25 protein-coding genes are annotated in these 23,700 nt (G+C 71.2%); 7 read left to right on the top strand and 18 right to left on the bottom strand.

Annotation, left to right across the window (positions count from 1 at the left end):
* Positions 1 to 2 precede the first annotated feature (2 nt).
* A complete protein-coding gene (locus AB0C35_RS17320; protein WP_358456416.1) occupies positions 3 to 1,124 on the bottom strand; it encodes a LysR substrate-binding domain-containing protein in 1,122 nt (373 codons plus the stop codon).
* A 71-nt stretch (positions 1,125 to 1,195) separates the two neighbouring features.
* Here AB0C35_RS17320 and AB0C35_RS17315 point away from each other — a divergent pair, with 71 nt between their 5' ends.
* Entirely contained in the window at positions 1,196 to 2,215 is a 1,020-nt protein-coding gene (locus AB0C35_RS17315) for a putative sulfate exporter family transporter (RefSeq protein WP_358456413.1), read from the top strand.
* Positions 2,216 to 2,219: 4 nt separating this feature from the next.
* On the opposite strand, the gene AB0C35_RS17310 is transcribed toward AB0C35_RS17315, so the two are convergent.
* From AB0C35_RS17310 to AB0C35_RS17300, 3 genes are all read right to left on the bottom strand, one after another.
* Positions 2,220 to 3,623, bottom strand: coding sequence for a hypothetical protein (locus AB0C35_RS17310; RefSeq protein ID WP_358456410.1), 1,404 nt, complete (start codon positions 3,621 to 3,623; stop codon positions 2,220 to 2,222).
* Between the two features lie 160 nt (positions 3,624 to 3,783).
* The gene (locus AB0C35_RS17305) at positions 3,784 to 4,590 is read right to left on the bottom strand and encodes an NAD(P)H-binding protein (protein ID WP_358456407.1); all 807 of its coding nucleotides are present in this window, start codon (positions 4,588 to 4,590) and stop codon (positions 3,784 to 3,786) included.
* Positions 4,591 to 4,680: 90 nt separating this feature from the next.
* Positions 4,681 to 5,253, bottom strand: a complete 573-nt coding sequence (locus tag AB0C35_RS17300; RefSeq protein WP_358456404.1) for a Type 1 glutamine amidotransferase-like domain-containing protein — start codon at positions 5,251 to 5,253, stop codon at positions 4,681 to 4,683.
* Positions 5,254 to 5,396: 143 nt separating this feature from the next.
* Between AB0C35_RS17300 and AB0C35_RS17295 the strand changes: the two genes are divergently transcribed.
* The gene (locus AB0C35_RS17295; protein ID WP_358456402.1) at positions 5,397 to 6,164 is read left to right on the top strand and encodes a glucose 1-dehydrogenase; all 768 of its coding nucleotides are present in this window, start codon (positions 5,397 to 5,399) and stop codon (positions 6,162 to 6,164) included.
* A 389-nt stretch (positions 6,165 to 6,553) separates the two neighbouring features.
* Here the strand turns inward: AB0C35_RS17295 and AB0C35_RS17290 are convergent, their stop codons facing one another.
* From AB0C35_RS17290 to AB0C35_RS17265, 6 genes are all read right to left on the bottom strand, one after another.
* Positions 6,554 to 7,705, bottom strand: a complete 1,152-nt coding sequence (locus tag AB0C35_RS17290; RefSeq protein WP_358456399.1) for a hypothetical protein — start codon at positions 7,703 to 7,705, stop codon at positions 6,554 to 6,556.
* Positions 7,706 to 7,920: 215 nt separating this feature from the next.
* Positions 7,921 to 8,109, bottom strand: coding sequence for a DUF397 domain-containing protein (locus tag AB0C35_RS17285; protein WP_358456396.1), 189 nt, complete (start codon positions 8,107 to 8,109; stop codon positions 7,921 to 7,923).
* A gap of 156 nt (positions 8,110 to 8,265) precedes the next feature.
* A complete protein-coding gene (locus tag AB0C35_RS17280; protein WP_358456393.1) occupies positions 8,266 to 8,454 on the bottom strand; it encodes a DUF397 domain-containing protein in 189 nt (62 codons plus the stop codon).
* 43 nt (positions 8,455 to 8,497) lie between these two features.
* The gene (locus tag AB0C35_RS17275; RefSeq protein WP_358456390.1) at positions 8,498 to 8,686 is read right to left on the bottom strand and encodes a DUF397 domain-containing protein; all 189 of its coding nucleotides are present in this window, start codon (positions 8,684 to 8,686) and stop codon (positions 8,498 to 8,500) included.
* Between the two features lie 155 nt (positions 8,687 to 8,841).
* Positions 8,842 to 9,030 (bottom strand): DUF397 domain-containing protein, encoded by a 189-nt coding sequence (locus AB0C35_RS17270; RefSeq protein ID WP_358456387.1) that lies wholly within the window; start codon positions 9,028 to 9,030, stop codon positions 8,842 to 8,844.
* Positions 9,027 to 9,836 carry a helix-turn-helix transcriptional regulator gene (locus AB0C35_RS17265; RefSeq protein WP_358456384.1) on the bottom strand — a complete coding sequence of 270 codons (810 nt, stop codon included), beginning with the start codon at positions 9,834 to 9,836 and terminating at the stop codon, positions 9,027 to 9,029. The genes AB0C35_RS17270 and AB0C35_RS17265 overlap by 4 nt, the downstream gene beginning before the upstream one ends.
* 113 nt (positions 9,837 to 9,949) lie before the next feature.
* On the opposite strand from AB0C35_RS17265, the gene AB0C35_RS17260 reads away from it, so the two are divergent.
* Positions 9,950 to 10,399, top strand: coding sequence for an ATP-binding protein (locus tag AB0C35_RS17260; protein WP_358456382.1), 450 nt, complete (start codon positions 9,950 to 9,952; stop codon positions 10,397 to 10,399).
* Positions 10,399 to 10,746, top strand: coding sequence for a hypothetical protein (locus tag AB0C35_RS17255; RefSeq protein WP_358456379.1), 348 nt, complete (start codon positions 10,399 to 10,401; stop codon positions 10,744 to 10,746). Before AB0C35_RS17260 ends, AB0C35_RS17255 begins: the two co-directional genes overlap by 1 nt.
* Before the next feature lie 32 nt (positions 10,747 to 10,778).
* Here the strand turns inward: AB0C35_RS17255 and AB0C35_RS17250 are convergent, their stop codons facing one another.
* The 5 genes from AB0C35_RS17250 to AB0C35_RS17230 all read right to left on the bottom strand — a co-directional run bounded on the left by AB0C35_RS17250 (position 10,779) and on the right by AB0C35_RS17230 (position 17,212).
* Complete coding sequence (locus AB0C35_RS17250; RefSeq protein ID WP_358456377.1) at positions 10,779 to 11,312, bottom strand: pyridoxamine 5'-phosphate oxidase family protein; 534 nt, start codon at positions 11,310 to 11,312, stop codon at positions 10,779 to 10,781.
* A gap of 227 nt (positions 11,313 to 11,539) precedes the next feature.
* Positions 11,540 to 12,961, bottom strand: a complete 1,422-nt coding sequence (locus AB0C35_RS17245) for an ATP-binding protein (protein ID WP_358456374.1) — start codon at positions 12,959 to 12,961, stop codon at positions 11,540 to 11,542.
* 63 nt (positions 12,962 to 13,024) lie between these two features.
* Positions 13,025 to 13,636: a PaaI family thioesterase gene (locus AB0C35_RS17240; RefSeq protein WP_358456372.1), complete on the bottom strand. Its 612-nt coding sequence runs from the start codon at positions 13,634 to 13,636 to the stop codon at positions 13,025 to 13,027.
* Positions 13,636 to 16,044, bottom strand: a complete 2,409-nt coding sequence (locus AB0C35_RS17235; protein ID WP_358456369.1) for an acyl-CoA dehydrogenase — start codon at positions 16,042 to 16,044, stop codon at positions 13,636 to 13,638. The genes AB0C35_RS17240 and AB0C35_RS17235 overlap by 1 nt, the downstream gene beginning before the upstream one ends.
* 7 nt (positions 16,045 to 16,051) lie before the next feature.
* Positions 16,052 to 17,212, bottom strand: coding sequence for a steroid 3-ketoacyl-CoA thiolase (locus AB0C35_RS17230; RefSeq protein ID WP_358456367.1), 1,161 nt, complete (start codon positions 17,210 to 17,212; stop codon positions 16,052 to 16,054).
* Between the two features lie 344 nt (positions 17,213 to 17,556).
* Here AB0C35_RS17230 and AB0C35_RS17225 point away from each other — a divergent pair, with 344 nt between their 5' ends.
* A complete protein-coding gene (locus tag AB0C35_RS17225; RefSeq protein ID WP_358456365.1) occupies positions 17,557 to 18,477 on the top strand; it encodes a 3-oxoacyl-ACP reductase in 921 nt (306 codons plus the stop codon).
* An 82-nt stretch (positions 18,478 to 18,559) separates the two neighbouring features.
* Here the strand turns inward: AB0C35_RS17225 and AB0C35_RS17220 are convergent, their stop codons facing one another.
* Genes AB0C35_RS17220 through AB0C35_RS17210 form a run of 3 tightly spaced genes read right to left on the bottom strand, consistent with a single transcriptional unit; the run spans position 18,560 to position 20,768 of the window.
* Positions 18,560 to 19,336 (bottom strand): SDR family oxidoreductase, encoded by a 777-nt coding sequence (locus AB0C35_RS17220; RefSeq protein WP_358456362.1) that lies wholly within the window; start codon positions 19,334 to 19,336, stop codon positions 18,560 to 18,562.
* Positions 19,337 to 19,349: 13 nt separating this feature from the next.
* A complete protein-coding gene (locus AB0C35_RS17215; protein ID WP_358456359.1) occupies positions 19,350 to 20,099 on the bottom strand; it encodes an SDR family oxidoreductase in 750 nt (249 codons plus the stop codon).
* Positions 20,100 to 20,147: 48 nt separating this feature from the next.
* Positions 20,148 to 20,768 (bottom strand): TetR family transcriptional regulator, encoded by a 621-nt coding sequence (locus tag AB0C35_RS17210; protein ID WP_358456357.1) that lies wholly within the window; start codon positions 20,766 to 20,768, stop codon positions 20,148 to 20,150.
* A gap of 158 nt (positions 20,769 to 20,926) precedes the next feature.
* On the opposite strand from AB0C35_RS17210, the gene AB0C35_RS17205 reads away from it, so the two are divergent.
* Together AB0C35_RS17205 and AB0C35_RS17200 are read left to right on the top strand one after the other, a co-directional pair.
* Complete coding sequence (locus tag AB0C35_RS17205; protein WP_358456354.1) at positions 20,927 to 22,444, top strand: FAD-binding protein; 1,518 nt, start codon at positions 20,927 to 20,929, stop codon at positions 22,442 to 22,444.
* A complete protein-coding gene (locus AB0C35_RS17200; RefSeq protein WP_358456351.1) occupies positions 22,441 to 23,637 on the top strand; it encodes an alpha/beta hydrolase in 1,197 nt (398 codons plus the stop codon). Before AB0C35_RS17205 ends, AB0C35_RS17200 begins: the two co-directional genes overlap by 4 nt.
* Positions 23,638 to 23,700: the final 63 nt, after the last annotated feature.

The following is a 23,700-nucleotide window of genomic DNA, read 5'->3' as shown; positions in this document are numbered from 1 at the left end:
CGTCAGGCTCGGGCCGGCGGGCGGCGCGCGTGGGACAGCAGCGCGGCGGCGGGACCGGACGGGGTGGTGCCGATCCGCCAGACGGCCCGCAGGGAACGCTCCACCGTCACGTCCTCGATGGGGATCTCGGCGAGCGTCCCGGTGGCCAGGTCGGCCGCCACGACGAGGTCGCTGATCAGCGCGGGTCCCGCGCCCGCGACCACCGCGCTGCGCACGGCCGTGGCGGAGCCGAGTTCCAGCAGCGGCGGCGCGAGGTCGAGGCCGTGCGCGGCCATCGCCTGCGCGGCGGCCTGCCGGGTGCCCGAGCCCGCCTCCCGGCTGATCAGCGGCGTCGCGGCGACCTCGGCCGGCGGGACGGGGCGCTTCCGGCGCGCCCACCGGTGACCGGGCGGCGTGACGAGGACCAGCCGGTCCCCCGCCACCGCCCTGGACCGCAGCCCGGCGGGGCGGCCCGGCGACTCGATGAACCCGATGTCGACCTCGCCTTGCCGCGCGAGTTCACAGACGTGCGCCGAGTTCGTCACCTGCATTCCGACGCGCAGGTCGGGGTCGGCGCGGCGCAGCTCCCCGATCCAGGCGGGCAGCAGGTACTCGGCGATCGTGAGGCTGGCCGCGACGGTGAGGTGGCCGGTGTGCTCGCGGCGGAGCGCCTCGACACCGTCGGCGAGCGCGTTGAGGGCGTCCAGGACCCGCTGCGCCCAGCCGGTCACCAGCGTCCCGGCGGGGGTGAGGGTCGAGCCGCTGCGGGTCCTGTCGACGAGCCGGACCCCCAGCCGGCGTTCCAGCCGGGACAGCCGTTTGCTCGCGGACGGCTGGCTGATCCGCAGCTCCGTGGCGGCGGCGGTCAGGCTGCCCCGCTCGGCGACCAGCACGAGCAGCCGCAGCGAATCGACGTCGGGCAGCTCACCGCCGGGCGACCCCGTGTCAGGGGGCCTCGTGTCAGGGGGCCTCGTGTCAGGGGGCCTCGTGTCAGGGGGCCTCGTGTCAGGGGGCCTCGTGCTGCCGTGCGGCCCGGGGTCGGACGGCCCGGGGTCGGACGGCCCGGGGTCGGACGGCCCCGGCTCGGACGGCCCGGGGGCGGACGGCCCGGGCTCGGACGGCCCGGGGTCAGGGGGTGGGGTCATGCCTTCAGGCTATGACGTGAGGTCGAATCGGCCGGTACCGGGACCGCGGCCGCCGCGGAACGCTCGGATGCATGAGCACGCTGGAAGTGATCCGCCCGCTGCGGGCGGCGGCACGGCGGAGGCGGGCCGCGCCGGGCATCGCGGTGGCGGCGGGCGGCGCCGCGCTGGCGATCGCGGTCAACCGGTTCGTTCCGGCGCTGAGCGCCCTCACCGTCGCGGTGCTCATCGGCGTGCTGGCCGGCGGGACGCTGCCCGCGGTCACCGCGCACGGCCTGCAGTGGGCGACCCGCACGTTCCTGCGCGCCGGTGTGGTGCTGCTCGGCCTGCAGCTCAGCCTGACCGAGGTGCTGCGCCTCGGCCCGGGCCTGCTCGCCGTCGTGGTCGCCACCGTCGTGCTCGCCTTCACCGGGACGCTCGCGCTCGCCCGGCTGCTCGGCGTGTCACGCGGCCTCGGCCTCATGGTCGCGACGGGTTTCTCGATCTGCGGGGCCTCCGCCATCGTGGCCATGGACAGCGTCGCCCGCAGCGAGAAGGAGGACGTCGCGACCGGCGTGACGCTCGTGACGATCTACGGCGGCGCCGCCATCGCCGCCGTCCCGTTCCTCGGCGGCCGCGTGCTCGGCCTGGACCCCGAGTCGCTCGGCATGTGGGCGGGGCTGAGCGTCCACGAGGTCGCGCAGGTCGTCGCGGCCGCGTCCCCGGCCGGCGCGGCGGCGGTCGGCACGGCCGTGATCGTGAAGCTGACGCGGGTGGTGCTGCTCGCGCCGATGGTCGCGGGGATGGGCGTCCTCGAACGCCGGGCAGGCGGCGCGGACGGCGGGAAGCGCCCGCCGATCGTGCCGCCGTTCGTCGCCGGCTTCCTGGCCATGCTGCTGCTGCGCAGCGCGGGCGCCGTCCCCGCCCCGGTCCTCACCGGCGCGAAGGAGATCTCGACGGTGCTGCTGGCGGCGGCGATGTTCGGCCTGGGAACGTCCGTCCGCGTCCGCGCCCTGCTGCGGACGGGCCGGCGCGGCCTCCTCCTCGGCGCCCTCTCGACCGTCCTGGTCGGCACCGTCTCCCTCACCGCCCTGACCCTCCTCGGCCACTCGTGACCCTTCACTTGAGGCAGTCGGTGCGGCGGTGCAGGCCCTGGCCGTCCATCGTGTACGCGTCGGTCAGGGTCATGGTGGTCGTGGTGTTCTCGGCCTTGGCGCCGATGCCGAACACGGCCTGGATGCCCAGCTCGGCGCCTTCCTTCTCCGACTTCCCCTCGTAGGCCCGCAGGTCGAGGGTGCCCTTGTCGCCGAGCTGGGTGAGCAGCGCGTCCGGGTCGCCGGGGTTTTCGAGGAAGCTCTCGAACGCCGCCCGGTTCCCCGGATCGGTGAGGTCGAGCCCGAGTTCGACCTGGAGCATTCCCCGCGGATCCTCGGTGTGGGTCACCCCGACGCTCACCGCCGCCGCGTCGATGAGGCCGCCGAGCCGTCCCATCTTGTCGGTCGGCGCGTAGTCCGTCACACCGCCGAGGTCCCCGTTCAGGCCGTTGACCTGACCCTGGAACGCCATCTGGCCGCCGATCTTCAGGCTCTTCGGGCGGCCCTCCTTGTCGGTGGTGACCGAGAGGCTGACCTGCCCGTCGACCTGGCCGTGCGCCTCCCCCGCCACGATGATGCCGAGCTGCCCGAGCGCCTTCGCGTCGACCTGGAACGTCGTCGTGGTCTCGCCCGCGTCGCCGTTGTGCTCCACCACCGACGAGGAGCCGATGCCCAGTTCGGCCGCGGTGCTCGCCCCGAACAGCGACCCGGCGATCTTGACCGTCCCCTCGTGGCCGACCTTGGTGTACTGCGACTGGATCATTCCCGCCCGGAAGGCGGACAGGGAACTCTGCATGGCCAGCATCTGCTCCCGCGTCACCTCCCCCGTGAAGACCTTGCGCTCAAGGTCCTGGAGAGCCCGGCGGTAGGCGATGTACCTGTCCCGGTCCTCACCCGTGGGGAAGTAGAGGATGTCGCCCTGCTCGGTGATCTCGCCGCCGCTCAGCTGGACGGACCCGCCGGCGCCCTTCGGCAGGTTGAACGAGAATCCGATCGACGTGCCCGAGCCGTGGACGGTGCCCTCCTTCAGCATCGCCCCGCCGTCGGAGAAGATCTGCACCGTGTGCGTCTCGCCCTCGGTCGTGGTGTCGATGCCCAGCAGGGTCTGGCGGATGGTGTTGCGCTCCACGGTCGACACCGCGCAGGGCGCCTGAGCCACGGGCTCCCGCTGGTCACCGCCCTGTTCCGTACCGTCGCCGTCCCCGCCGTCCCCGCCGTCCCCGCCGTCCCCGCCCTGCCCGCCGTCCCCGCACTCGCCGCCGAACAGGTCGCAGACGGCGTTCTTGATCCCGGGCTGGGCCACACCGGGGACGGCGGTGAACAGGATTCCGACCACCATCGCGGCGACCGCGACGAGCGCCCCGTATTCGAGCGCCCCGGCGCCCCGGTCGTTCCGCCGACCGCTCGCGGCCGCTGTTCCCCGCACCATGCCAAACCCCGTTCGGCCGCCCCCGGCACAGCGCCCCACCGGGCGCGAAAACACGACTTAGATGGCGACCGCTCACATCCGGTTCCAGCGCCGCGGGGCAGCCCGTTGCCGGACGTGCAAGAGCCCCGGCCGCAACCGGGGCTCGATGGGCGTGCGGGCTTCAGCGGTTGCCGGGCGACAGGCTGCCGGCCGGTGTCTTCCCCGCCTGCCCGAGCCGCTCGTCCAGAAAGTTCTCCCAGGTGCGGGTGCCGTGGTCGGCTCCGTCCAGGGCCAGGTTGTCGCCGGCGCGGTAGGCGCGGCCGGCCTTTCCGGGGATGCGGACGGGCATCATCGGGCGGCGCTTGCCGCGCGCCTTGAGGTATCCGCGGACCAGCTCGTCCAGCCCGTAGACCTTCGGGCCGGCGAGGTCGGGCACCCGCCCGGCAGGCTCACCGAGCGCCAGACCGGCGATCCGTTCGGCGACGTCGCGCGCGTCGACCGGCTGGAACCGGAGACCGCCCGGCTTCGGGACGACCGGGAACTTAGCCATGCTCTGCACGACCTTCAGGACGAGGTCGTTGAACTGGGCGGCACGCTGGATCGTCCACGACACGCCCGAGTCGATCACGGCCTGCTCCGCGTCCAGCTGAGTCTTGAGCCAGGCCAGCGGGACCCGGTCGGAGCCGATGACCGAGATGAACACCAGGTGCTTCACCCCCGCCCGCGCGGCGGCCCGCACCAGGTTCCGGGTGGCCTCGTCGTCGCCCTTGGCACCGCCCGCGAGGTGGACGACGATCTCGGACCCGCCGATCGCGGCCTCGATCCCCTCGTTCTTGAGCAGGTCACCGGTCACGTACTCGACACCGTCCTCGGCCTCACGGCCGCGGCGGCTGAGCACCCGCACGTCACGTCCGGCTTCGCGCAGCAGCGGGACGACGTGCCGCCCGAGCGTGCCCGTACCACCGGTGACCAGGATGGGTGACGTCATGACTCCTCCAAAGGCGCCCGACCCGAAGGCCGCAAAAGCTTGTTCCCTGCATGTGCCCCTCACGACTCACCGAACCCCCGAAACGTGACATCACCCCGGGGAAGACCGGATCGACCAGCCCGTGCCGGCCACGGTGACGGCCTGGTCATCACGGATCGAGACCACGGGCCATGGCAGTTCGGCAGCCTGACGGTCATGGCGTGCGGCACGTCCCCGATCGCGGTGGGCCAGCACCACGAACGGGACCAGGCCGAGTCCGGCGGTGGACGAGACGATCCCGGGATCATCCGCGTCCTGGAAAGACCGAAGATCCGGTCCCGCGAGGGCCGCCCCGGCCGAGATCCCGACATAGGCCAGAGACCCACTGCGAATCGCGGTCGCCGCGAGCCGAGCGAACCCACTTCGGCGGGCGTGCTGCAGCAGGAACATCGCGTAGCCGCCGACGACGAAGACGACCTGCGACCGCGTCAATACTCGCCTGACGTCATCGTGCGCAGCGTGCTCAAGATCCAGATACTCGACCACCAGCCCTTCGGACGTCAGCAGGTCGGCGGCGGCCTGGACGTACGGGGCGGACGCGAGCGGGTTGGCCGCCGTGGGAACCAGCGCCGCCCGCCGGGGCCGGGCGGGCAGCGCGGCCAGCCACGCCGGCAGCGCTCCCAACCCCGCGGACCCCAGAAACAGACGCTCACGAGACACCGATCTGCTCTCCGTCCACGGCCGTCGCCCATTCGCGGGGTAACTGAAAACCACCGGCTCTCCGGGGTCAGACCCCGAGAACGCCCACCAGCCATTGGGAGAACCACGTGAACCCGACCTACGACTTCACCGGCCAGGTCGCGCTGGTCACCGGCGCCGCCTCCGGGATGGGCCTGGCCACCGCGCACGCTTTCGCCGAAGCCGGCGCTGCGGTCGTCCTCGCCGACCTGAACGCCGACGCGTTGGACCAGGCCGCACGGCAGCTGACCGCCGCCGGGCACCAGGTCCTGGCAGCGGCCTGTGATGTGACCGACGAAGGCCAGGTCGCCGCCATGGTCGACCAGACCGTCCACGCTTTCGGGCGGTTGGACATGGCCTTCAACAACGCCGGAATCCAGATCCCGCCCGCTGATGCCGCCGACGAGGACATCGAGGTCTTCGACCGCGTCAACGCCATCAACCTGCGCGGCGTGTGGGCCTGTATGAAGCACGAACTGCGCCAGATGCGTACCCAGGGCAGCGGCGCCATCGTCAACTGCTCCTCCTTGGGCGGCCTGGTCGGCATCCCCGGCCGCGCCTCCTACCACGCCTCCAAACACGGCGTGATCGGCATCACCAAGAGCGCCGCACTCGAATACGCCCCGCGGGGCATCCGGATCAACGCCGTATGCCCTGGCACCATCGACACCCCGATGGTCACCGACATGATCGCCAACGGCGAACTCGACCGCGCCCAGGCCGAAGCCGACCAGCCCATCGCCCGCCTCGGACGCGCCGACGAGATCGCCCAGGCCGTCCTGTGGCTGTCCAGCCCCGGCGCCAGCTTCGTCGTCGGCGTCGCGCTCCCCGTCGACGGCGGGTACGTCGCTCGCTGACCAGCACGGGCCCGCGGGGGCGCGGCGGGCAGCGCGGCCAGCCACGCCGGCAGCGCCACCCAGGAACAGACGCGGTTCTCCATTCACGGGTAGACGCGTCCCCGCTCCGGGGCCGGAAAGAACGCGACCCCGGCGGCGAGTGGGGCGCCGGCCGGGGTCTGTTCTGGAATTGGGGCCGGTGTGCGGGTCGCCTCTCGGCGAGGGGCGCGACGCGGCTCCAGCCGGACGGTATTCCGCGAAGGCAATAGGTGAGGCCCGGGGACTCCAGGCACACCGACCACATGATGTAACCCCATGGCCCCGGCCGTTGTTCCCGCCTCACGCCGAGGCGGCGAAGCGGTCACCATCGGCCCGGCATACGCCGGGGCGGGCGCCGCTCCGTCATCGGATCAGCGGTAGCGGTAGATGGCCCCGTCCCTCGCCTCCGGGGTCAAGATCCGGCCAACCCCCCACAGCGACCGGGTTCCGGGGACGAGCGCCAACTCCGTGATCTCCGCGGTACGGCCACCCGTGTCGATCGTCGCCGTTCGCCAGGTGCCGTCCGCCGCCCTGTGCATCAGCGGCGTGGACTCGGGCGTAGGACCGTACGGATCGCCCCAGCCGATGGTCCACAGCCCGCCGCGCCCGTCGGAGGCGAGCCTTTCGGGAATATGCCTGCCCGGGACGTCCTCGCGCCGCCAGGTCGTGCCGTCCCAGTGGGCCAGAACGGCCTGCTCCTCGTTATGGTCCCCACCGTCCGACCGGTAGACGAACCCGGCCACCCACACGTCCCGCCGGGACGTCGCGAGGACGTCGCGCAGGTGCACGCACTGGTACGGGCCGCCCTCGTCGGGCTGCGGGATGTCGGGCGGCAACGCGTCACCGGTGGGGACGGCGCTCCACCGTCTGCCGTCGTAATGCGCGACCGTGCGGTCTCCGCAGCCGGTCGACCGCTGGGCGCCCACGGCCCAGATGTCGCGTGCGGAGACGACGCTGCCGCGTTCCGGCAGGAGATCACCGACGTCGGCCCGGCTCCATCGGCTCCCGTCGAAATGCCAGGTCCCCACGCCCGCCCCGGCCCGCGAGTAGCCGAAGACCCAGACGTCGCGGCGGCCGGTGGTGATCACGTCGCTGGTCAGCCCGTCCGCCCACTGGTGAGAGATGCTCCACGTCTTCCCATCCCAGCGCAGCGCGGAAGAAGGCCCCGCGTCACCGTAGTCGGCGATGGCCCACACATTTCGGGCCGAGGTCGTGCTGGCGGCGTCGATGCCACCGACGACGCCGTCCGGCAGGTCGACGTCGTGCCACACGCCGCCCGCCCAGCGCCTCGCGATGGGCCGCATGGGCGGGGTGTCACCGATCACGCCCCCGAACACCCATGCGTTGCGCTTGCTCGACACGGCCACCGCCCGGAAGTCGTCCGAGCCGGGGGTCGGGCGGGCGTCGAAGACTCGCCACTTCGCACCATTCGCCTGTGCGGGCACCGCCGCCAGCGTGCCCGCCATTGCGGCCGCCATCAGCGCGGCACCGCACGCCACGGCTCGTCTCGTTCTGATCATCACCAACTCGTCCCTCCTCGCGGGGACTGGCGAAGGTCTCCCCGTCATTCATGACCTTCGTGAGGAGGACGGGCATTCACCGCGAGGAGAGCACTGCGGCGACCACTGCCGGACACGACGTTTACCGGAGCCCGCCCCCGAATCAGCCGCACGCACGTTGCCCGGACACGACAAGGCCCCGGCCGCAACCGGGGCTCAGATGGGGGTGTGTGAGGAAGTCAGCGGGGCAGTTCGTCCCGCTTCACCTGGGCGAGGAGGGCGGTGAAGGCTTCGGGGGTGAGGGTGAGGTGACCGGCCCCGGGCACCTTGCTGTCACGAGCACCGATGCCCGTGGGGAGACGGGCCAGTTCCACGCAGTTGTCGGTGCCTCCCGCGCCGCTGTAGCTGCTTTTTCGCCAGGTCGTCATGTGCACATCCTTGCCATCCACTCGCGAGACTGGTTCTCACTCCAGGACCGCGCGGCGATCCTTTCGAAGCGTATAGCCACGTCTGCGGCGACCACTGCCGGACAGACCAAAGCCCCGGCCGAAACCGGGACTCAGATGGGCGGGTGTGCGAGGGAGTCAGCGGGGAATCTCGTCCCGCTTCACGCTGGCCAGGAGAGTAGCGAATACTTCGGGATTGAGCGCGAGGTGCCCGGCCTCGGGGGCCTTACTGTCCCGCAGACCGATTCGCCCACCCAGATCGGCCACCTCAACGCACTCGTTGCCCTGAGTGTTGCTCCGGCTCGACGTGCGCCATACCAGGCTCACGCCATCACCTCCATGATCTGCTCAGACGGGGGGTGCGAGGGGGTTAGCGGGGAAGGTCGTTCCGCTTCACCTGGGCGAGGAGGGCGGTGAAGGCTTCGGGGGTGAGGGTGAGGTGACCGGCCTCGGGTGCCTTGCTGTCACGAGCACCGATGCCAGTGGGGAGACGGGCAAGTTCCACGCAGTTGTCGGTGCCCCCTACACCGCTGTAGCTGCTTCTTCGCCAGGTCGTCATGTGCACATCCTTGCCATCCACTCGCGAGACTGGTTCTCACTCCAGGACCGCGCGGCGATCCTTTCGAAGCGTATAGCCACGTCTGCGGCGACCACTGCCGGACAAGACCAAAGCCCCGGGCGCGACCGGGGCTCAGATCAGGGTGTGCGAGGGAGTCAACGGGGAAGCTCGTCCCGCTTCACCTGGGCAAGGAGGGCGGTGAAGGCTTCGGGGGTGAGGGCGAGGTGACCGGACTCGGGCACCTTGCTGTCTCTAAGACCGACGGCGTTGGGCAGGCGAGCGAGTTCGACGCACTCACTTGTGCCCCCCACGCCACTGTGGCTGCTCTTTCGCCAGACTGTCATGTGCGCATCCTTGTTATCCACTCGCGGGACTGGTCTTCGCTCCAGGATCGCGCGGCGATCCTTTCGAAGCGTACAGCTACGCCAGCCGCTTCGGCCTGATCTTCTATGATGCGCCCGACCTCGAGGACCGTGCCCGCGAACGCCGCCCGGCCACCGTTCCGCAGTTCGAAGTAGGTGAACCCGCCGTCGATTCCGATGTGGGGAAGTGCGCTTTCCGGGATCACGCGAATGGAGATGTTCCGGAGGCTCATGAGCTTGAGCAGCAGGTCACGCTGCTCCTCCATGACCGCGGTGCCTCCCATCGGGCGGAGAGCGGCCTCATCTAGGACGGCCCATATCGCCGGGTCGCCAGCCAGTATCGCCTCCTGTTGTTCCATCCGCTTTGTGACCGCGCGCTCGACGTCATCGACTATTAGCGCGTCATGTCCCTCCATCAACAAGGACCGCGCATACCCTTCGCTCTGGAACGGCATCGGGATGACGTTGTTGTAGAAGAAGCGGAGCGTCGCTGCCTCCCGCAGGTACCTGCGGAGCTTTTCGTGCCAGTTGGGGTCGACGCCGAGCTTGGCGTAGTGGAGCAGGATCGTGAAGAGGCCGCCGGTGTCCCAGGCCTTGTCGAGGACGGCGCACTCGTGTTCGTCCAGTTGGCGGGTACCGCCCTCGTATTTGGAAACTTGGCTCTTCGTGCAGTTGATGAGCTGGCCGACCTGGGTCTGGGTCATCTTGTGCTTCTGACGGAGGAAGCGCAGGTAGTAGGCCATGAGCGCGTAGAGCGAGATCTCCGGGTTCGGTGACGGGTTGACCATGATCGATTCCCCCTCCGGGCGCTGACTGAGTTGCCGTCGTGTCCGACAACGGTGACAAAGTAAGTCAGCGATCCCAGTCTTGTCCCGGGAATTCGAGGACGAAGGAGAAAGACGTGGGGATCAATGCCCTTAATTCGGGCGAACTGGATATGTCGCTTCTGGCGGCGCCTACCGCGCCGGGGATGATGCGGACGCTGGTCGAGTTCCGGCTTCGGGAATGGGGTGTGGCCGGCAACGCGGACGACGTTTATCTGGTCGCCAGCGAATTGATCACCAACGCCGTCCGGAGCACGCCCGATCGGGAGATCCGGGTCAGGCTCGTTCGGGAGGACGGGGCCGTCGTCCTGGGGGTGTGGGACTCGTCGGAGGTCATGCCGGTGGTCCGGCCGCTGACGGAGATGACGCTGGACGACATCGTCCCCGACGCACGGGCACTCGACGCCGGGCACGACGACGGGATGGGTGGGCGCGGTTTGCCGCTCGTCCAAGCCCTGTCGGTCGAGTGCAGGGTGACCAAGACCGAGCCTCGCGGAAAGTGGGTTTGGGCGAGGGTGGCGGTCTGATGGAGCAGTTTCTCCTGCGCTGGCGGACGTATTGCGGACGCAAAAGCACGGTGCGGCTTCTTGAGGTGCTCGCCGTCGCGGCGAAGGCGCACGGGTGGAGGTGCGTCAAACTTTACGAACGCGAGCAATTTCCGTTGCCGGTGCCGCTGCTGTGGATATACGCCAGCGGAGTCGCGGAGGACGTCGGGGTGCTGGTGAGCGTGCGAGCCATTCCCGGTGGCGGTTGGGCGTATTACCAGGCGCAGCGCGGACGGTTCGGCTACCTCTTCCCCTGCGGGGACGTGAAGGCGGCGGCCGAGCAGGTCGATCTGCTGCTGAAGCACCGCATGTATCCGTCCACCTGGTGAATCGAGAGCGCAGGGGCGCGGGAGTTCTCAGTTCAAAGTCGGTAGCGGGTTTGGGCGAACCGCTCGCCGCGGCCGAACGAGAGGATCTTCGACGGCCTCACGGCGAACACCGGGACCACTTCCTCCGGGTCTTGCGTCTCCGGCTGGGGGCCCTCCGGGCGGTGGCGGAAGCCGCCCTCGACGACGTCGTAGGGCCATCCGATCTTCGACTGCCACAACTCGGTGAGGCGTTCCAGTGTCGTGCGGTCGGTGACGCGTTCCGCCCGCCCCTCGACGATGACGTCGAGGCCACGCCGATACGCGTTGTTCCCGGTGGTGAGGACGCAGTTCGGGTTGCGTCCGAGGTTGCGGCCCTTCTGCTCTTCGAGCCCGGTGCTGAAGTACAGCGCGCCGTCGAGCCACATGGCCGGCAATGGCGTGACGTGTGGTCGGCCATCGGCCCGGACCGTCGAGATCCAAAAGATCTCTGCTCGCTCCAGGACGGCGACCACTTCACTCCACGGTGTCGCCGTGGCACCGGCGCTGCTGTACCCGGGGTGGAGTTTCGCAACAGGTTCGTTCGTCATGACGACCGTAGGCCCCTCGTTGATCGGCACAGATCCTCGCCGGGGGCACGAGCCTGCGCATCCGTCGGTTTCTGATCATGCTCGTATGCGTCGATCGTAAATGCATGCTGCCCAGAAACCATCGGTAGCCACGCCCAGTTGATCCAGGCGCGGCGTGCAGGAAGCAAGGGCCGGGCAGCTCCGCTACCTCGCCTGGTTCGGGTCCGCGCCCCCGGTCATCTGATGGATCAGGAGCGCCAGGCCGCGACGACGTCTCGCGGCGTCCAGACCAGGTCGATCGGGTCGGTGGCCTCCACGCCCGAAAGGGAGACGGCCACCAGGGCCGTCGTTGCAGGGTCAAGGCCGGGGACCTGGGTCGCGGAGCGGCGGAGTTCGGCCAGGTCGTGGGCGTCGAAAGGACTGTTGAGCCATTTAATCGAGCCGGCGAAGCAGATGCGGTCCGCGACGGGGGCTCGGTCCGCGCCGATGAGGTCGATCTCCGGGTTGAACTGGCGGTTCCACCATCCGCCTACCGTTTCGACGTCCGGCCATGGCAGGTCCGTTAGTTCGAGGGCTTGGCGGATCAGAGGCTCGACCGCCCGGCCGCGCCAGGACGTCCAGCGGCGCCGGACGAGGCGGAAACCCGCTTCGGGACGGCCTCGGCGGGCCTGTTCGTGTGCCGCTCGCAGAGCGGTCAGGTAGAGGCGCAGGTTGCTGTCGGCGATCCGGTAGAGGGCGGGCTTTCCCGGTCTGGTGGACAAGGGCTCGTCAATGGCGAGGACGTTCTTTTCGGTGGTGAGGCGGCGCAGGAGCGGTGAAAGGGTCCCCGAGGGCAGGACTCCTTCTCGGCTGCCAGCGGTCGCGGCGATGTTGGCGTGGGTGCGGTCGCCTGCGCCGACGGCCTCCAGGACGCGGCGGGAGATGTCGGGGTTGGGGAATTCGGCCAGCAGGGACGCCTCTGGGACGTTGAAAAGGGCCGCGGCCGGGTCGGCGCATTCGGTTTCGATGAATTCGAGGGCGGGTGTTCCGTGCGGCCAGGTGCGGATGATGCCGGGCAGGCCACCCGAGACGAGGTGCGCGTCAATGGCGTCCGCCGCGTCCAGACCGAGGGCCTGGCCCGTATCGGCCGGGTTCAGGGGGCCGAGTATCAGATTGTCGGCGCGGCCATAGAAGGGCCGGTCGTAGGCGGTGAGCCTTTCCATCATATGGACGTCGCTGCCCAGAAGCAGGAGAAGGACGGGCTTGGACGACAGCAGCCGGTCCCAGCCGGTTTGCAGTGCGCCGTCGAACAGGGGGTCCTGTTCGGCCAGCCATGGCAACTCGTCCAGAACGACGATCGACGGCCTGTCGGGGAGGGTCGAGGCCAGGATCCGGAGCGCGTCCGGCCAACTGCCGTTGTCCAGGAGCGGGACGAGTTCGGGGTCGGCCGGCAGGGCCGACTCCTTGAGGTCGCGCAGGAACGCGGCCACCGCCTCGATGGGTGAGGCGCCCTTGGTGGCCGTGGAGAAGACGTAGTGCACTTCGGACCGGTCGCAGAACTCCTGGACGAGCCGTGACTTGCCCACCTGACGGCGGCCCCGGAGGGCGACGGCCGTTCCCCTGCCCGTGGTGGAGACCCGCTCCAGCCGCTTCGCCAGCAGCGCCAGTTCGGTCTTCCTGCCGATGAACACGGTGGCTCCGAACTATGTAGATTCAACCTACGTAGATTCAGTCTACATAGTTCGGAGTCCTTGTCAGCGGGGGCGGGGCGGGTGTTTGGCGATGAACAGGCCCTCGGCGGTCACGCAGTCTTCGCCGCCGGTCCGGATGGCGCCCTCCGTGCGGATCTTGCGGCCGTCCACCGAGATCTGCCTGGCGGTGATCGTCAGCGGTTCGAAGAGCGGCGTCAGGCGGTGGTAGCGCAGCGTCAGCTCCGCCGTCATGCCCGATGTGCCCGCCCAGCCGTTCGCCACGCCCAGCGTGTGGTCCAGGAGCAGGGCCGACACGCCGCCGTGGACGCTGGACGGCGGGCCCTGGTAGGGCAGCCCGAGCGTCGTCGTGGCCTCGATGGTGTGGGAGTCGACGCCGACGTACTCCAGGGGCGGGGCGATCGGGTTCTCGGGGCCGGTCACCGGATCGTGGCGCGTGTTGCCGTCCCCGACCCACATGTTGACGAGGCGGTCGTTCCGCGACGGGGCCGTCTCCTCCAGATCGTCGGCGACGGCGTTGAGCCGGTCGGCGATGTCCGCCATGTCGGCGTCCGTCATGTCGCCGGACCCGACGAGGGCGTCGATGACCCGGCGGGCCGCCGCCGAGGCCGCGTCCACGCCGCACGGCCGGGTTTCGGAGTGCAGGTCGATCGTCATCACGCCACCGGGTCCCGGGGCAGGCCGAGAAGCCGCTCGCCGATGATGTTCAGCTGCACGTCCGTCGTACCTCCAGCGATCGACATGTTCCTCGAGTTCAGGAACATCCACGTCGGGTCGCCCATTCCGCCCTCGCCCTCGCCGGTCAGCGCGTCCGGGCCGATCCAGTCGACGGCGGTCTCCCACACCTGCTGCATGTGCTCGACGCCGATGAGCTTGCCGATGCTGGACTCGGCGCCCGGCTGCCCGCCCGCGAGGGAGCGCAGCGTGGTGCGCAGGCCGAACAGGCTGCTGGACTGGGCGTCGCAGAGGATCCCGCCGAGCGTGGTGAGGCGCTCGTCGTCCGCGCCTTCGGCTGCCAGTTCGACGAGGGCCTCGCCTCCGCTGCCCAGGGACGAGTCGTTGGACAGCGACACCCGCTCGTTCGCAAGGGTCGTGCGGGCGAGTTTCCAGCCGTCACCTGCGGCGGCGACAAGAAGGTCGTCCGGGATGAACACGCCGTCGAGGAACACCTCGTTGAACAGGGTGTCGCCGGTCAGCTCGCGCAGCGGGCGGACGTCGATGCCGGGCGACTTCATGTCGAGCAGGAAGTACGACAAGCCCTTGTGCTTCGGGACGGACGGGTCGGTGCGCGCCAGCAGGATGCCCCAGTCGGCCTCGCGCGCCATGGACGTCCACACCTTCTGGCCGGTGATCTTCCAGCCGCCCTCGACCTTCTCCGCGCGGGTGCCGAGGGCGGCGAGGTCGGAGCCGGCGCCGGGCTCGGAGAACAGCTGGCACCAGCGGATGTCGCCGCGCAGCGAACCGGGCAGGAACCGCTCGTGCTGGGCGGGCGAGCCGTGCGCGATCAGCGTCGGCACCACCCAGTTGCCGATGATCATGTCGTGGGCGCGGAGGCCGGCGGCGCGCATCTCCTCGGCGATGACGAGCTGGGTGATCGCGTCGGCGCCCTTGCCCCACGGGACGGGCAGGTGCGGGGACGTGTAGCCGTGGTCGGCGAGGTAGGTGAGGCGCTCCCTGCCGTCCAGGGCCTTGGCGGGCTCCAGTTCGGCGCGGACCTCGGCGCGGATCTGCTCGGCCTCGGGCGGCAGCTCGACGCCGAGTTCGCGGCGGACGCCGTCCAGGGTGAGGCGCGCGACGCGGCGGCGCCAGCTAGCCGTGGAACCGAGCAGGACGCGGAGCGTCTGGGCGCGGCGCAGGTAGAGGCTCGCGTCGTGCTCCCAGGTGAAGCCGATGCCGCCGAGCGTCTGGATGCAGTCCTTCGCGACCTGGAACGCGGCCTGCACACTCGTCGCCCCGGCAACGGCCGCGGCCAGCGAAGCTTCACGCGAGTCGCTCCCCTGCTCCCGCAGCCGGCCCTCCTCCCGGGCGGTGCTTTGGGCGAGCGCCCTGCCCTGCGCAGGGACTGCGGCATGTACGCGGACTTCGTCCCGTATGGTGCCGTCGCCGTGCGTACGGACCCCGTCGTCCTGTGCGCGAACCCCGTCCCGTGCGCCGCCCTCGCCTTGCGCGCGGCTCCCGGTGTGAGCGCGGCCTTCGCTCTGCGCGTAGGCCGCGCCGTGTGCGGGGACTTCGGCTTGGGCACGGGCGGCGTCCCAGGCGCAGGCGCGGGCCTGTTCGGCGTGCGCGAGCATCCGGGCGCAGCGGTGCTTGACGCCCTGGAACTGGCCGATCGGGCGGCCGAACTGCTCGCGGACCTTGGCGTACTCGGCGGCGGTGGACGTCGCCCAGTCGGCCAGCCCGGACGCCTCGGCCGCGAACAGCACCGCCGCGAGATCGCGGACGGTCTGTGAGTCCAAGTTCAGGACTGAACGCGCGGGGATAGTTGTGTTTTCGGACTCGATCCTGGCCAGGCGGCGGGTCAGGTCGTGGCCGGGCAGTTCGCGCACCTTGACGGCGTCGCGGGGCGCGACGATCCAGGCCGTCCCGTCGCCGTCCTTCGCGGGCACGACGAGGACGTCCGCCGATGGGGCGCCCATGACCGGGCCCGAAATGCCGGTCAGCGTGATCTCGCCGGCGGAGCGCGACAGCGCCAGCCCGCCCGCGTCCAGGCCGACCGCGCCGGCCTTCGTGCCGTCGGCCAGCAGGGGCAGGTGATCCCCGTGCCCCGCCCGGTGCAGCACGGTGCTCGCCAGGACGGTCGGCAGGAACGGCCCCGGGGCGATGGCGCGCCCCAGCTCCTCCACGACGACGGCCAGCTCGACCAGGCCGTAGCCCGCACCGCCCGCGTTCTCGGGAAGGTGCAGGCCGAGCAGCCCCTGCGCGGCGAGGTCGGCCCAGAAGGCCGGGACCTCGTCCCGCTCGGCGTCCACGGCGGCGCGCACGGCCGCCTGCGTCACCTGCCGGGACGTGAACGCGCGCACGGCGTCGCGGAGGTCGCGGTGCTCCTGCGTCAGTCCGATGGTCATGTGGTCCTCAGATCCGTTCGATGATGGTGGCCGTGGAGTGCGCTCCGCCGGCGCACATCGTGACGAGCGCGGTGGACCTGTCCGAACGCTCCAGCTCGTTCACGGCCTGGGTGATGAGGCGTGCGCCGGTGGAGCCGACCGCGTGGCCGAGGGCGATGGCGCCGCCGTTGACGTTGACCTTGTCCAGGTCCGCGCCGAGCACGGACGCCCACGACAGGACGACGGACGCGAACGCCTCGTTGATCTCCACGAGGTCGATGTCGGACAGCTTCATCCCGGCCCGGTCGAGGACGTGCCGCGTCGAATCGATCGGTCCGTCCAGGTGGTAATACGGGTCGGAGCCGACCATCCCGGACGCGACGATCCGGGCGCGGGGCCGGAGGCCCAGTTCGGCGGCCCGGTCGGCGGACATCAGCAGGACGGCCGCCGCCCCGTCGCTGATCTGGGACGAGTTCCCGGCAGTGTGGATGCCGTCCGGAATGACCGGCTTCAGCCCGGCGAGCGCCTCGGCGGTCGTGTCGCGCAGCCCCTGGTCGCGGGTGACGACGGCGGTCTCGCCGGTCGGCCCCTCCCTGGTCATGACGGGCGCCTCGACCGGGAGTATCTGCCCGGCGAACCGGTCGTCCGCCCACGCCGCCTTCGCCTTGGCCTGTGACGCGAGCCCGAGCGCGTCCGCGTCCTCCCGGGTGATGCCGCGCTTCTTCGCGATGCGCTCGGCGGCGGTGAACTGGTCGGGCATGTCCAGTTCCCAGCCGTCCGGGGCGGGGCTGCCGGTCTCGGGCGTGATCGCCTGGCCGAGGAACACCCGGCTCATCGCCTCGACGCCGCAGCCGATGCCGGTGTGGATCGTCCCGGACGCGATCAGCCCGGCGACGATGTGCACGGCCTGCTGGGACGACCCGCACGCGCAGTCGATCGTCGTGCACGCCGTCCGGTAGGGCAGGTCCGCGTACAGCCACGCGTTGCGGGTCACGTTGTTCGACTGCTCCCCCGCCTGCGTCACGCACCCGCCGACGACCTGCCCGACCGTGTCCGGCGCCAGGCCGGAACGTTCCACCAGCCCCCGCTGCGTCAGGCCGAGCAACTGGACCGGGTGCAGGCCCGACAGGGCGCCGTGACGCTTGCCGACCGGCGTCCGGACGGCATCGACAATGACGGCCTCAGCCATGAGATCTCCCTCGAACAGCGAACAGACCGGACAACCGGCTCACGCACCGACCCGGCCACGCGCCCAGCGTGGCGCCGGGTTCAGCATCATGGGCATGAGACTAGAATTCATTCTGATTTGGAGGCAAGGGCGGTCCCACTCAGCGGTCTGAGCCGATCAGAGCCAGTGGGCACACCCGCTCAGCGGGACGGCGCCGGGGACGAAACTAGAATACGTACTAGCCTCCATCGGGCCATTCGAGCCGACCCGGAGGCTTCGTTGACCTCATTCCCCTGCCCAAGGACAGGGGATTCCACGGGTCACCCCCACCCGCCTGAAGGCGGGGGCCTACTTGGAGGTATCCGATGAACGCTGACCTCTCCCTGGCGGACCGCACCGCCGTCGTCACCGGCGCGGGCGCCGGGCTGGGCCGCGCCGAGGCGCTCGCACTGGCCGCGCAGGGCGCGAGCGTCGTCGTCAACGACATGGGCCCGGCCGCCGACGACGTCGTCGCCGAGATCAAGAAGGCGGGCGGCAAGGCCGTCGCGGTGACCGGGGACGTCGGCGACTGGTCGATGGGCGACACGCTGGTGTCGGCCGCCGTCGACACGTTCGGCTCGCTGGACATCGTCGTCAACAACGCGGGCGTGCTGCGCGACAAGATGCTGTTCAACCTGTCCGAGTCGGACTGGGACGACGTCATCCGCGTCCACCTGAAGGGGCACGCGGCCGTGTCCCGCGCCGCCGCCGTGCACTGGCGCGCGGCGAGCAAGGCCGCCGGCGGCCCGGTCTACGGGCGGGTGATCAACACCGCGTCGGAGGCGTTCCTGTTCGGGTCGGCGGGCCAGCCGAACTACTCGGCGGCGAAGGCCGGCATCGTGGCGCTCACGCTGTCGACCTCCGCGGGCCTCGGCCGGTACGGGGTGCGCGCCAACGCGATCTGCCCCCGCGCCCGGACGGCGATGACCGAGGCGACGTTCGCCGAGGGCACGGCCCCGGGCGGGCTCGACGTCATGGCGCCCGAGCGGGTCGGGTCGTTCGTCGGGTACCTGGCCTCCCCCGCGTCCGAGAACATCACCGGGCAGGTGTTCGTCGTCTATGGCGACATGGTGGCGCTGATGGCCGCGCCGACCGTGGAGCGCAAGTTCACCGCGGCGGACGGCGTCTTCTCCGTCGAGGAACTCGGGGAGCAGCTCACCCCCTACTTCGAGGGACGCGACCCGCACCAGACCTATGCCGCCTACGGCGTCGCCAAGCTCGACAACACCGGTACCAGCAAGTATTGATGGACCCGCCGATGGCCGCCCCGCGGCGCGAAGGGGCGGCCATCGGTGTGCTCAGAAGCCGGTGCGCTCGGACGGTGTGCGCTCAGAAGACCTCGGGGCCGCGGAGGGTCGGCTCGGCGCCGCCGTCCACGTAGATGACCTGGCCGGTCATGTGGGTGTTGACCGGGGAGACCAGCCAGCGCAGCGCCTCGGCGATCACGGCGGCGTCGGCGTAGCCGTTCAGCGGCATCGGGACCGCCTCGTTCATGATCTTGAACATGGCCTCGTCGGCGAACAGCGGCTCGGTCATCGGCGTCCGGACGACGCCCGGCGCGATCGCGTTCAGCGGGATGCCCGCGCCCGCCCACTCCTCGGTGACGCAGACGCGGCGCAGCCACTGGGCGAGCGCCGACTTCGAGGACGAGTACGTCTGGTTCCCGGCACCGGCCTCGACGACCTTCGACGCCGCCTGCAGCGCCGCGGTCTCGTCGCCGTCGAGGCAGGCGCGGACGATGGCGTCGTCCACCGGGTGGGTTCCGGAGATGGAACCGACGACGGCGGCGCGGGGAGCCTCGGCGCGGGCGAGGGCGGGCCGCAGGCCGTCCAGGAGGGCGACCGCTCCGAAGTAGTTGACCTTGACGGGGAGGACCGTGAAGTCGGAGACGCCGGCGCAGGCCACGACCCCGTCCAGCGTCCCGCCGGCGAGGTCGAGGACTTCGGCGACGGCTCGCGACCGCCCTTCGGGGCCGCTCAGGTCGGCGCGGACGTCGGCGTCGCGCAGGTCGATCCCGATGACCGTGTCGCCCTGGTCGCGCAGGAGCCCGGCGAGGGCCTGGCCGATGCCGGACGCCGTTCCGCTGACGGCGATGGTGCGTGCCATGTGCGGGTCCCTTCTAAAGGTGCGAGCCGCCGTCGACGCGCAGGTCGGCGCCGGTGAAGTAGGAGGCGTCGGACGAGGCGGCGAACGCGATCGCGGACGCGATCTGCTCCGGGGCGGCGGCGCCGAAGTACGAGCGGATCTTGGAGAAGTAGTCGAGGTCGAGGCCGGCGGGGAACATGTCCGGGTTCCTGATCAGCGGGGTGTCGACGGCTCCCGGGGAGATCGGCACGACGCGGATGCGCCGCGCGGCCAGCTCCGCTCCGAGGCTCAGCGAGAACGCCAGCACGGCCCCCTTGGACGCCGAGTACGCGGTCATGTACGGGTTGCCCTGCGTCGCCGACAGCGAAGCCGTGTTGACGATCACGCCCGTGCCGTCCGAGAGGTGCTTGAGCGACTCGCGGCAGAACAGCGCGGTCCCGACGAGGTTGACGGAGAACAGCCGGTTCAGGTCGTCCACCGTCAGCGTCTCGATCGGGGTGGTCTTGTGAACGCCCGCCACGTTGATGAGGACGTCGATGCCGCCGAGCGTCTCCGCGGCGTCCGCCACGGCGGCGATCACGGCGGGCTCGTCGGTGACGTCGGCCGTGCGGGTGGTGATCGTGCCGGGGCCGGTGACCGCGGCGGCGGTCTCGGCCAGGCCCTTCTCGGAGAGGTCCACCGCGTAGAGCGCGGCCCCCTCGGCGGCGAGGCGGATCGCGGTGGCGCGTCCGATGCCGGACGCCGCCCCGGTGAGCAGCACTTTCACGCCGTCATAGCGATTCATGGCGGCACGGTAGCGGCGTCCCGGAGCGGTCCGCCGGGACGATCCCGATCACCGGGAGGCGGAGGCGTTCGAGCGGGGCGCCAGCAGCAGCCGGCAGGCGAGCCGGATGTCGGTCTCCACGTCCGCCATGGACGCGCGGCCGTTCAGGCTCGACTGGAGCACCCCGTACCAGCACTGCATCAGCAGCCGGACGAGGGTGACGTCCTGCGCGGTCGGGCTCTCGATGCCCACGGCGCGCAGCAGGATGTCGCGGAACGTGTTGTCGATGTGGACGGTGTCGGCGACGGTCGCGACGTGCGCGGTGTTCGACGCGTGCAGCATCGACGTCGACAGGACGGGCTGCGCCAGCAGGTGCCGGCTGGCCTGCACCAGCAGGTCGGCGACCGCGTCCTCGGGGCTGGTGCCGGGCGCGGGCTCGGTGACCTGGTCGCGGAGCCGGTCGACCTGCGCCACCATCACCCCGGTGAACAGGTGGACCTTCGACGGGAAGTACCGGTACAGGGTGCCGATCGCCACCCCGGCCGCCTTCGCCACCTCGTGCATCTGCACGCGTTCGAGGGGCTTCTCCGTGCCGATGCGGGACGCGGCCCGCAGAATGCGCTGCCGCCGGTCGTGCTGCTCGGGTGAGCTCGGCTCGGCGGACAGCCTGCCCGCTGCGATCCTCGCCACGGTCCTCCCCCCGGTCCATTGGTGCTGCTGACAAGGAACAATATCCGGACTCCCGGCCGCCCCCGCGATGGGCGATACCGGTCAGTGGGACCGTGTCGCCCGCCCGGCCCGGCCCGCGTTTACGTTGTGCCCGCGCCGAGATCGTGAGGGGATGTCACGTGGGAAATGCCCGGTGGGACGACGAATACGACGTGGTGGTGGCCGGGTCGGGCGCCGGGGCGATGGCCGGTGCGCTCGCGGCGGCGACGGGCGGGCTGCGGACGGCCGTCCTGGAGAAGACGGACCTGCTCGGCGGGACGTCCGCGTACTCGGGCTCGGCGATCTGGCTGCCGGGGACGCGGGTGCAGGAGCGGGCCGGGATCGCGGACTCGACGGAGTCGGCGCGCACGTATCTGCGGGCGCTGCTCGGCGACGACAACGCCGGGCACCGCGAGGCGTTCCTGGAGACGGCGCCGGAGCTGGTGGACTTCCTGGAGCGCGACCCGCTGATCGAGTTCGAGTGGCGCGCGTTCCCCGACTACTTCGACGCGCCCGGACGCCTGGACATGGGGCGGTCGTTCGTCCCCCTCGACCTGCCGGTGGAGCGGCTCGGCGACCTGGCGGGGCTCGTGCGCCCGCCGGTCGACCGGGACCGCGCGGGACGGGGGCATTCGGCCAAGCCGATGGCGCAGGGACGGGCGCTGATCGGGCGGCTGCTGCTGGCGATCACCGCGACCGGGCACGGCACCGTCCGCACCGGGACCGCGCTGACGGACCTGATCGTCGAGGACGGCCGGGTCGCCGGCGTGCGGGCGATGACGGCGGACGGCCCCGTCCGGCTGCGGGCCTCGCGGGGGGTGCTGCTGGCGGCCGGCGGGTTCGAGTCGTCGCCCGCGCTGCGCGACGAGCGGGGCGTGCCGGGCGACGCGGAATGGACGATGGCCCCGGACGGCGCGAACACCGGCGACGCCATCGAGGCGGCCGTGCGGATCGGCGCGTCCACCGGGCTGCTCGACCAGGCGTGGTTCTGCCCCGGTCTCCTGACCCCCGACGGGCGGCCGGCGTTCACGCTCGGCTTCCGGGGCGGGATCATCGTGGACGGGTCGGGACGCCGCTTCGCCAACGAGTCGCTCCCCTACGACCAGATGGGGCGGCGGATGGCCGACGCGCGGGGCCCCTTCCACCTGGTCTTCGACGCGCGGTCCGGCGGGCTGCCGGCGATCTCCGTCCCGCCCGTGGCGGCGGACGACCAGGTCGCGTCGGGCCTATGGGTCCGGGCGGACACGCTCGCCGAGCTGGCCGCGCGGACCGGGCTCCCGGCGGACGCCCTCACCGACACGGTGGAACGCTTCAACGGCTTCGCCGAGAAGGGCGTGGACGAGGACTTCCACCGCGGGGAGGACCCCTACGACCGCTACTTCTCCGGCGGGAGGCCTTGCGTCGTCGCCGTCGACGAGCCCCCGTACTACGCGGCGAAGCTCGTCCTCAGCGACCTCGGGACGAAGGGCGGGCTGCGCACCGACCCGGACGGCCGCGTCCTGGACGGCTCGGGCCGTCCCGTCCCCGGGCTCTACGCCGCGGGGAACACCAGTGCCTCGTTCACCGGCCCGTTCTACCCGGGTCCGGGCATTCCGATCGGGTCGGCCATGGCGTTCGCCTACCGGGCCGTCCAGGACATCAGAAGGGACCACGCATGAGATCTGTCAAGAGACGCACCGCGGGCCTCGCCGTCGCCGCCGTCACCCTCGCCGGGTCGGCCGGGATCGTCGCCGTCCCCGCCCAGGCCGGAGCGGACGGCGGTCACGGCGTCCCGCCGGGGCACCGCGGCGAGCTCCTGGGCAGCAGCCCGCTGACGAACGCGGCGGCCCTGCCGAGCGCCGCCGTCAACCGGAAGATCACCTACACGTCGGAGGGCGTGGGCGGGAAGCCGATCACCGTGACCGGCACCGTGGCGGTCCCGGAGGGCACGCCGCCGCCCGGCGGCTGGCCCGTGCTCAGCTGGGCGCACGGAACGACCGGCACCGCGGACAGGTGCGCCCCGTCCGCCGACACCGCCGCCGGCCCGGCCCACGACTACCTGTCGATCACCGAGACGTACCTGGACAAGTGGGTGTCGCACGGCTACGCCGTCGTGCAGACCGACTACGAGGGCCTCGGCACCCCGGGCGGCCACCCGTACATGCACGGCGTCAGCGAGGCGAACACCGTCACCGACATCGTCCGCGCCGCCCGCAAGGCCGATCCCCGCATCGGACGCGACTGGTTCGTCGCCGGCCACAGCCAGGGCGGCCAGGCGACGCTCTACACGGCCGCGGCCCGGCAGAGGCCCCGGGACGTCCGGCTGAAGGGCGCCGTGTCGATCGCGCCCGGCTCGAACATGAGCCAGACCGCCGCCTACGTCAAGAACCAGTACCCGGGCGCGGAGATCGCGCTGCCGTTCCTGTTCGTCCTGCTCAACGGCGCCCACGCGGCGGACCCGTCGTTCGACCCGGAGACACTGCTGACCGAGGAGGCCGCGCCGCTGGCCGAGGCGGGACGCACGAACGCGTGCCTCGCCCAGCTCAAGCAGCTCACCGCGGACCTGCCGCTCAACAAGGTGTTCCGCCCGGACGCCGACCTCACCGCGTTCGAGAACTACTACAACGCGCAGGAGGCGCTCGGCCTGAACCTGAAGGTCCCGACGCTGGTCGCGCAGGGCACCGCCGACCGTGAGGTCACCCCCGCCGCGACACAGAACATCGTGGCCGACCTCTGCAAGCGCTACGGCGACATCGCCTACCGGGCGTTCGACGGCGCCGACCACCGGGGCAGCATCAACGCCTCGTTCGAGACGTCCCTGCAGTTCACCGAGAACCTCCGCGCCGGCGGCACCCCGCCGACCACCTGCTGACCGAACCACCTCCACCTGCGGCGTGTCGCCCTCGAACGGTCGCGTTCAAGGGCGACACGCCAC

It is taken from the genome of Spirillospora sp. NPDC048819, from assembly GCF_040650055.1.
Classification (GTDB): domain Bacteria; phylum Actinomycetota; class Actinomycetes; order Streptosporangiales; family Streptosporangiaceae; genus Spirillospora.
The sequence above is the reverse complement of the archived record's forward strand: the minus strand, read 5'-3'. Positions and strand labels throughout refer to the sequence as shown.

What these genes read in the sequence shown, in the direction of transcription:
- AB0C35_RS17305 (WP_358456407.1), bottom strand. Translation starts at nt 4,590, where the DNA reads ATGACGTCACCCATCCTGGTCACCGGTGGTACGGGCACGCTCGGGCGG.
- AB0C35_RS17315 (WP_358456413.1), top strand. Translation starts at nt 1,196, where the DNA reads ATGAGCACGCTGGAAGTGATCCGCCCGCTGCGGGCGGCGGCACGGCGG.
- AB0C35_RS17250 (WP_358456377.1), bottom strand. Translation starts at nt 11,312, where the DNA reads ATGACGAACGAACCTGTTGCGAAACTCCACCCCGGGTACAGCAGCGCC.
- AB0C35_RS17265 (WP_358456384.1), bottom strand. Translation starts at nt 9,836, where the DNA reads ATGGTCAACCCGTCACCGAACCCGGAGATCTCGCTCTACGCGCTCATG.
- AB0C35_RS17285 (WP_358456396.1), bottom strand. Translation starts at nt 8,109, where the DNA reads ATGACGACCTGGCGAAAAAGCAGCTACAGCGGCGCGGGAGGCACCGAC.
- AB0C35_RS17220 (WP_358456362.1), bottom strand. Translation starts at nt 19,336, where the DNA reads ATGGCACGCACCATCGCCGTCAGCGGAACGGCGTCCGGCATCGGCCAG.
- AB0C35_RS17240 (WP_358456372.1), bottom strand. Translation starts at nt 13,636, where the DNA reads ATGACGATCGACCTGCACTCCGAAACCCGGCCGTGCGGCGTGGACGCG.
- AB0C35_RS17255 (WP_358456379.1), top strand. Translation starts at nt 10,399, where the DNA reads ATGGAGCAGTTTCTCCTGCGCTGGCGGACGTATTGCGGACGCAAAAGC.
- AB0C35_RS17225 (WP_358456365.1), top strand. Translation starts at nt 17,557, where the DNA reads ATGAACGCTGACCTCTCCCTGGCGGACCGCACCGCCGTCGTCACCGGC.
- AB0C35_RS17270 (WP_358456387.1), bottom strand. Translation starts at nt 9,030, where the DNA reads ATGACAGTCTGGCGAAAGAGCAGCCACAGTGGCGTGGGGGGCACAAGT.
- AB0C35_RS17310 (WP_358456410.1), bottom strand. Translation starts at nt 3,623, where the DNA reads ATGGTGCGGGGAACAGCGGCCGCGAGCGGTCGGCGGAACGACCGGGGC.
- AB0C35_RS17215 (WP_358456359.1), bottom strand. Translation starts at nt 20,099, where the DNA reads ATGAATCGCTATGACGGCGTGAAAGTGCTGCTCACCGGGGCGGCGTCC.
- AB0C35_RS17275 (WP_358456390.1), bottom strand. Translation starts at nt 8,686, where the DNA reads ATGACGACCTGGCGAAGAAGCAGCTACAGCGGTGTAGGGGGCACCGAC.
- AB0C35_RS17230 (WP_358456367.1), bottom strand. Translation starts at nt 17,212, where the DNA reads ATGGCTGAGGCCGTCATTGTCGATGCCGTCCGGACGCCGGTCGGCAAG.
- AB0C35_RS17200 (WP_358456351.1), top strand. Translation starts at nt 22,441, where the DNA reads ATGAGATCTGTCAAGAGACGCACCGCGGGCCTCGCCGTCGCCGCCGTC.
- AB0C35_RS17320 (WP_358456416.1), bottom strand. Translation starts at nt 1,124, where the DNA reads ATGACCCCACCCCCTGACCCCGGGCCGTCCGAGCCCGGGCCGTCCGCC.
- AB0C35_RS17235 (WP_358456369.1), bottom strand. Translation starts at nt 16,044, where the DNA reads ATGACCATCGGACTGACGCAGGAGCACCGCGACCTCCGCGACGCCGTG.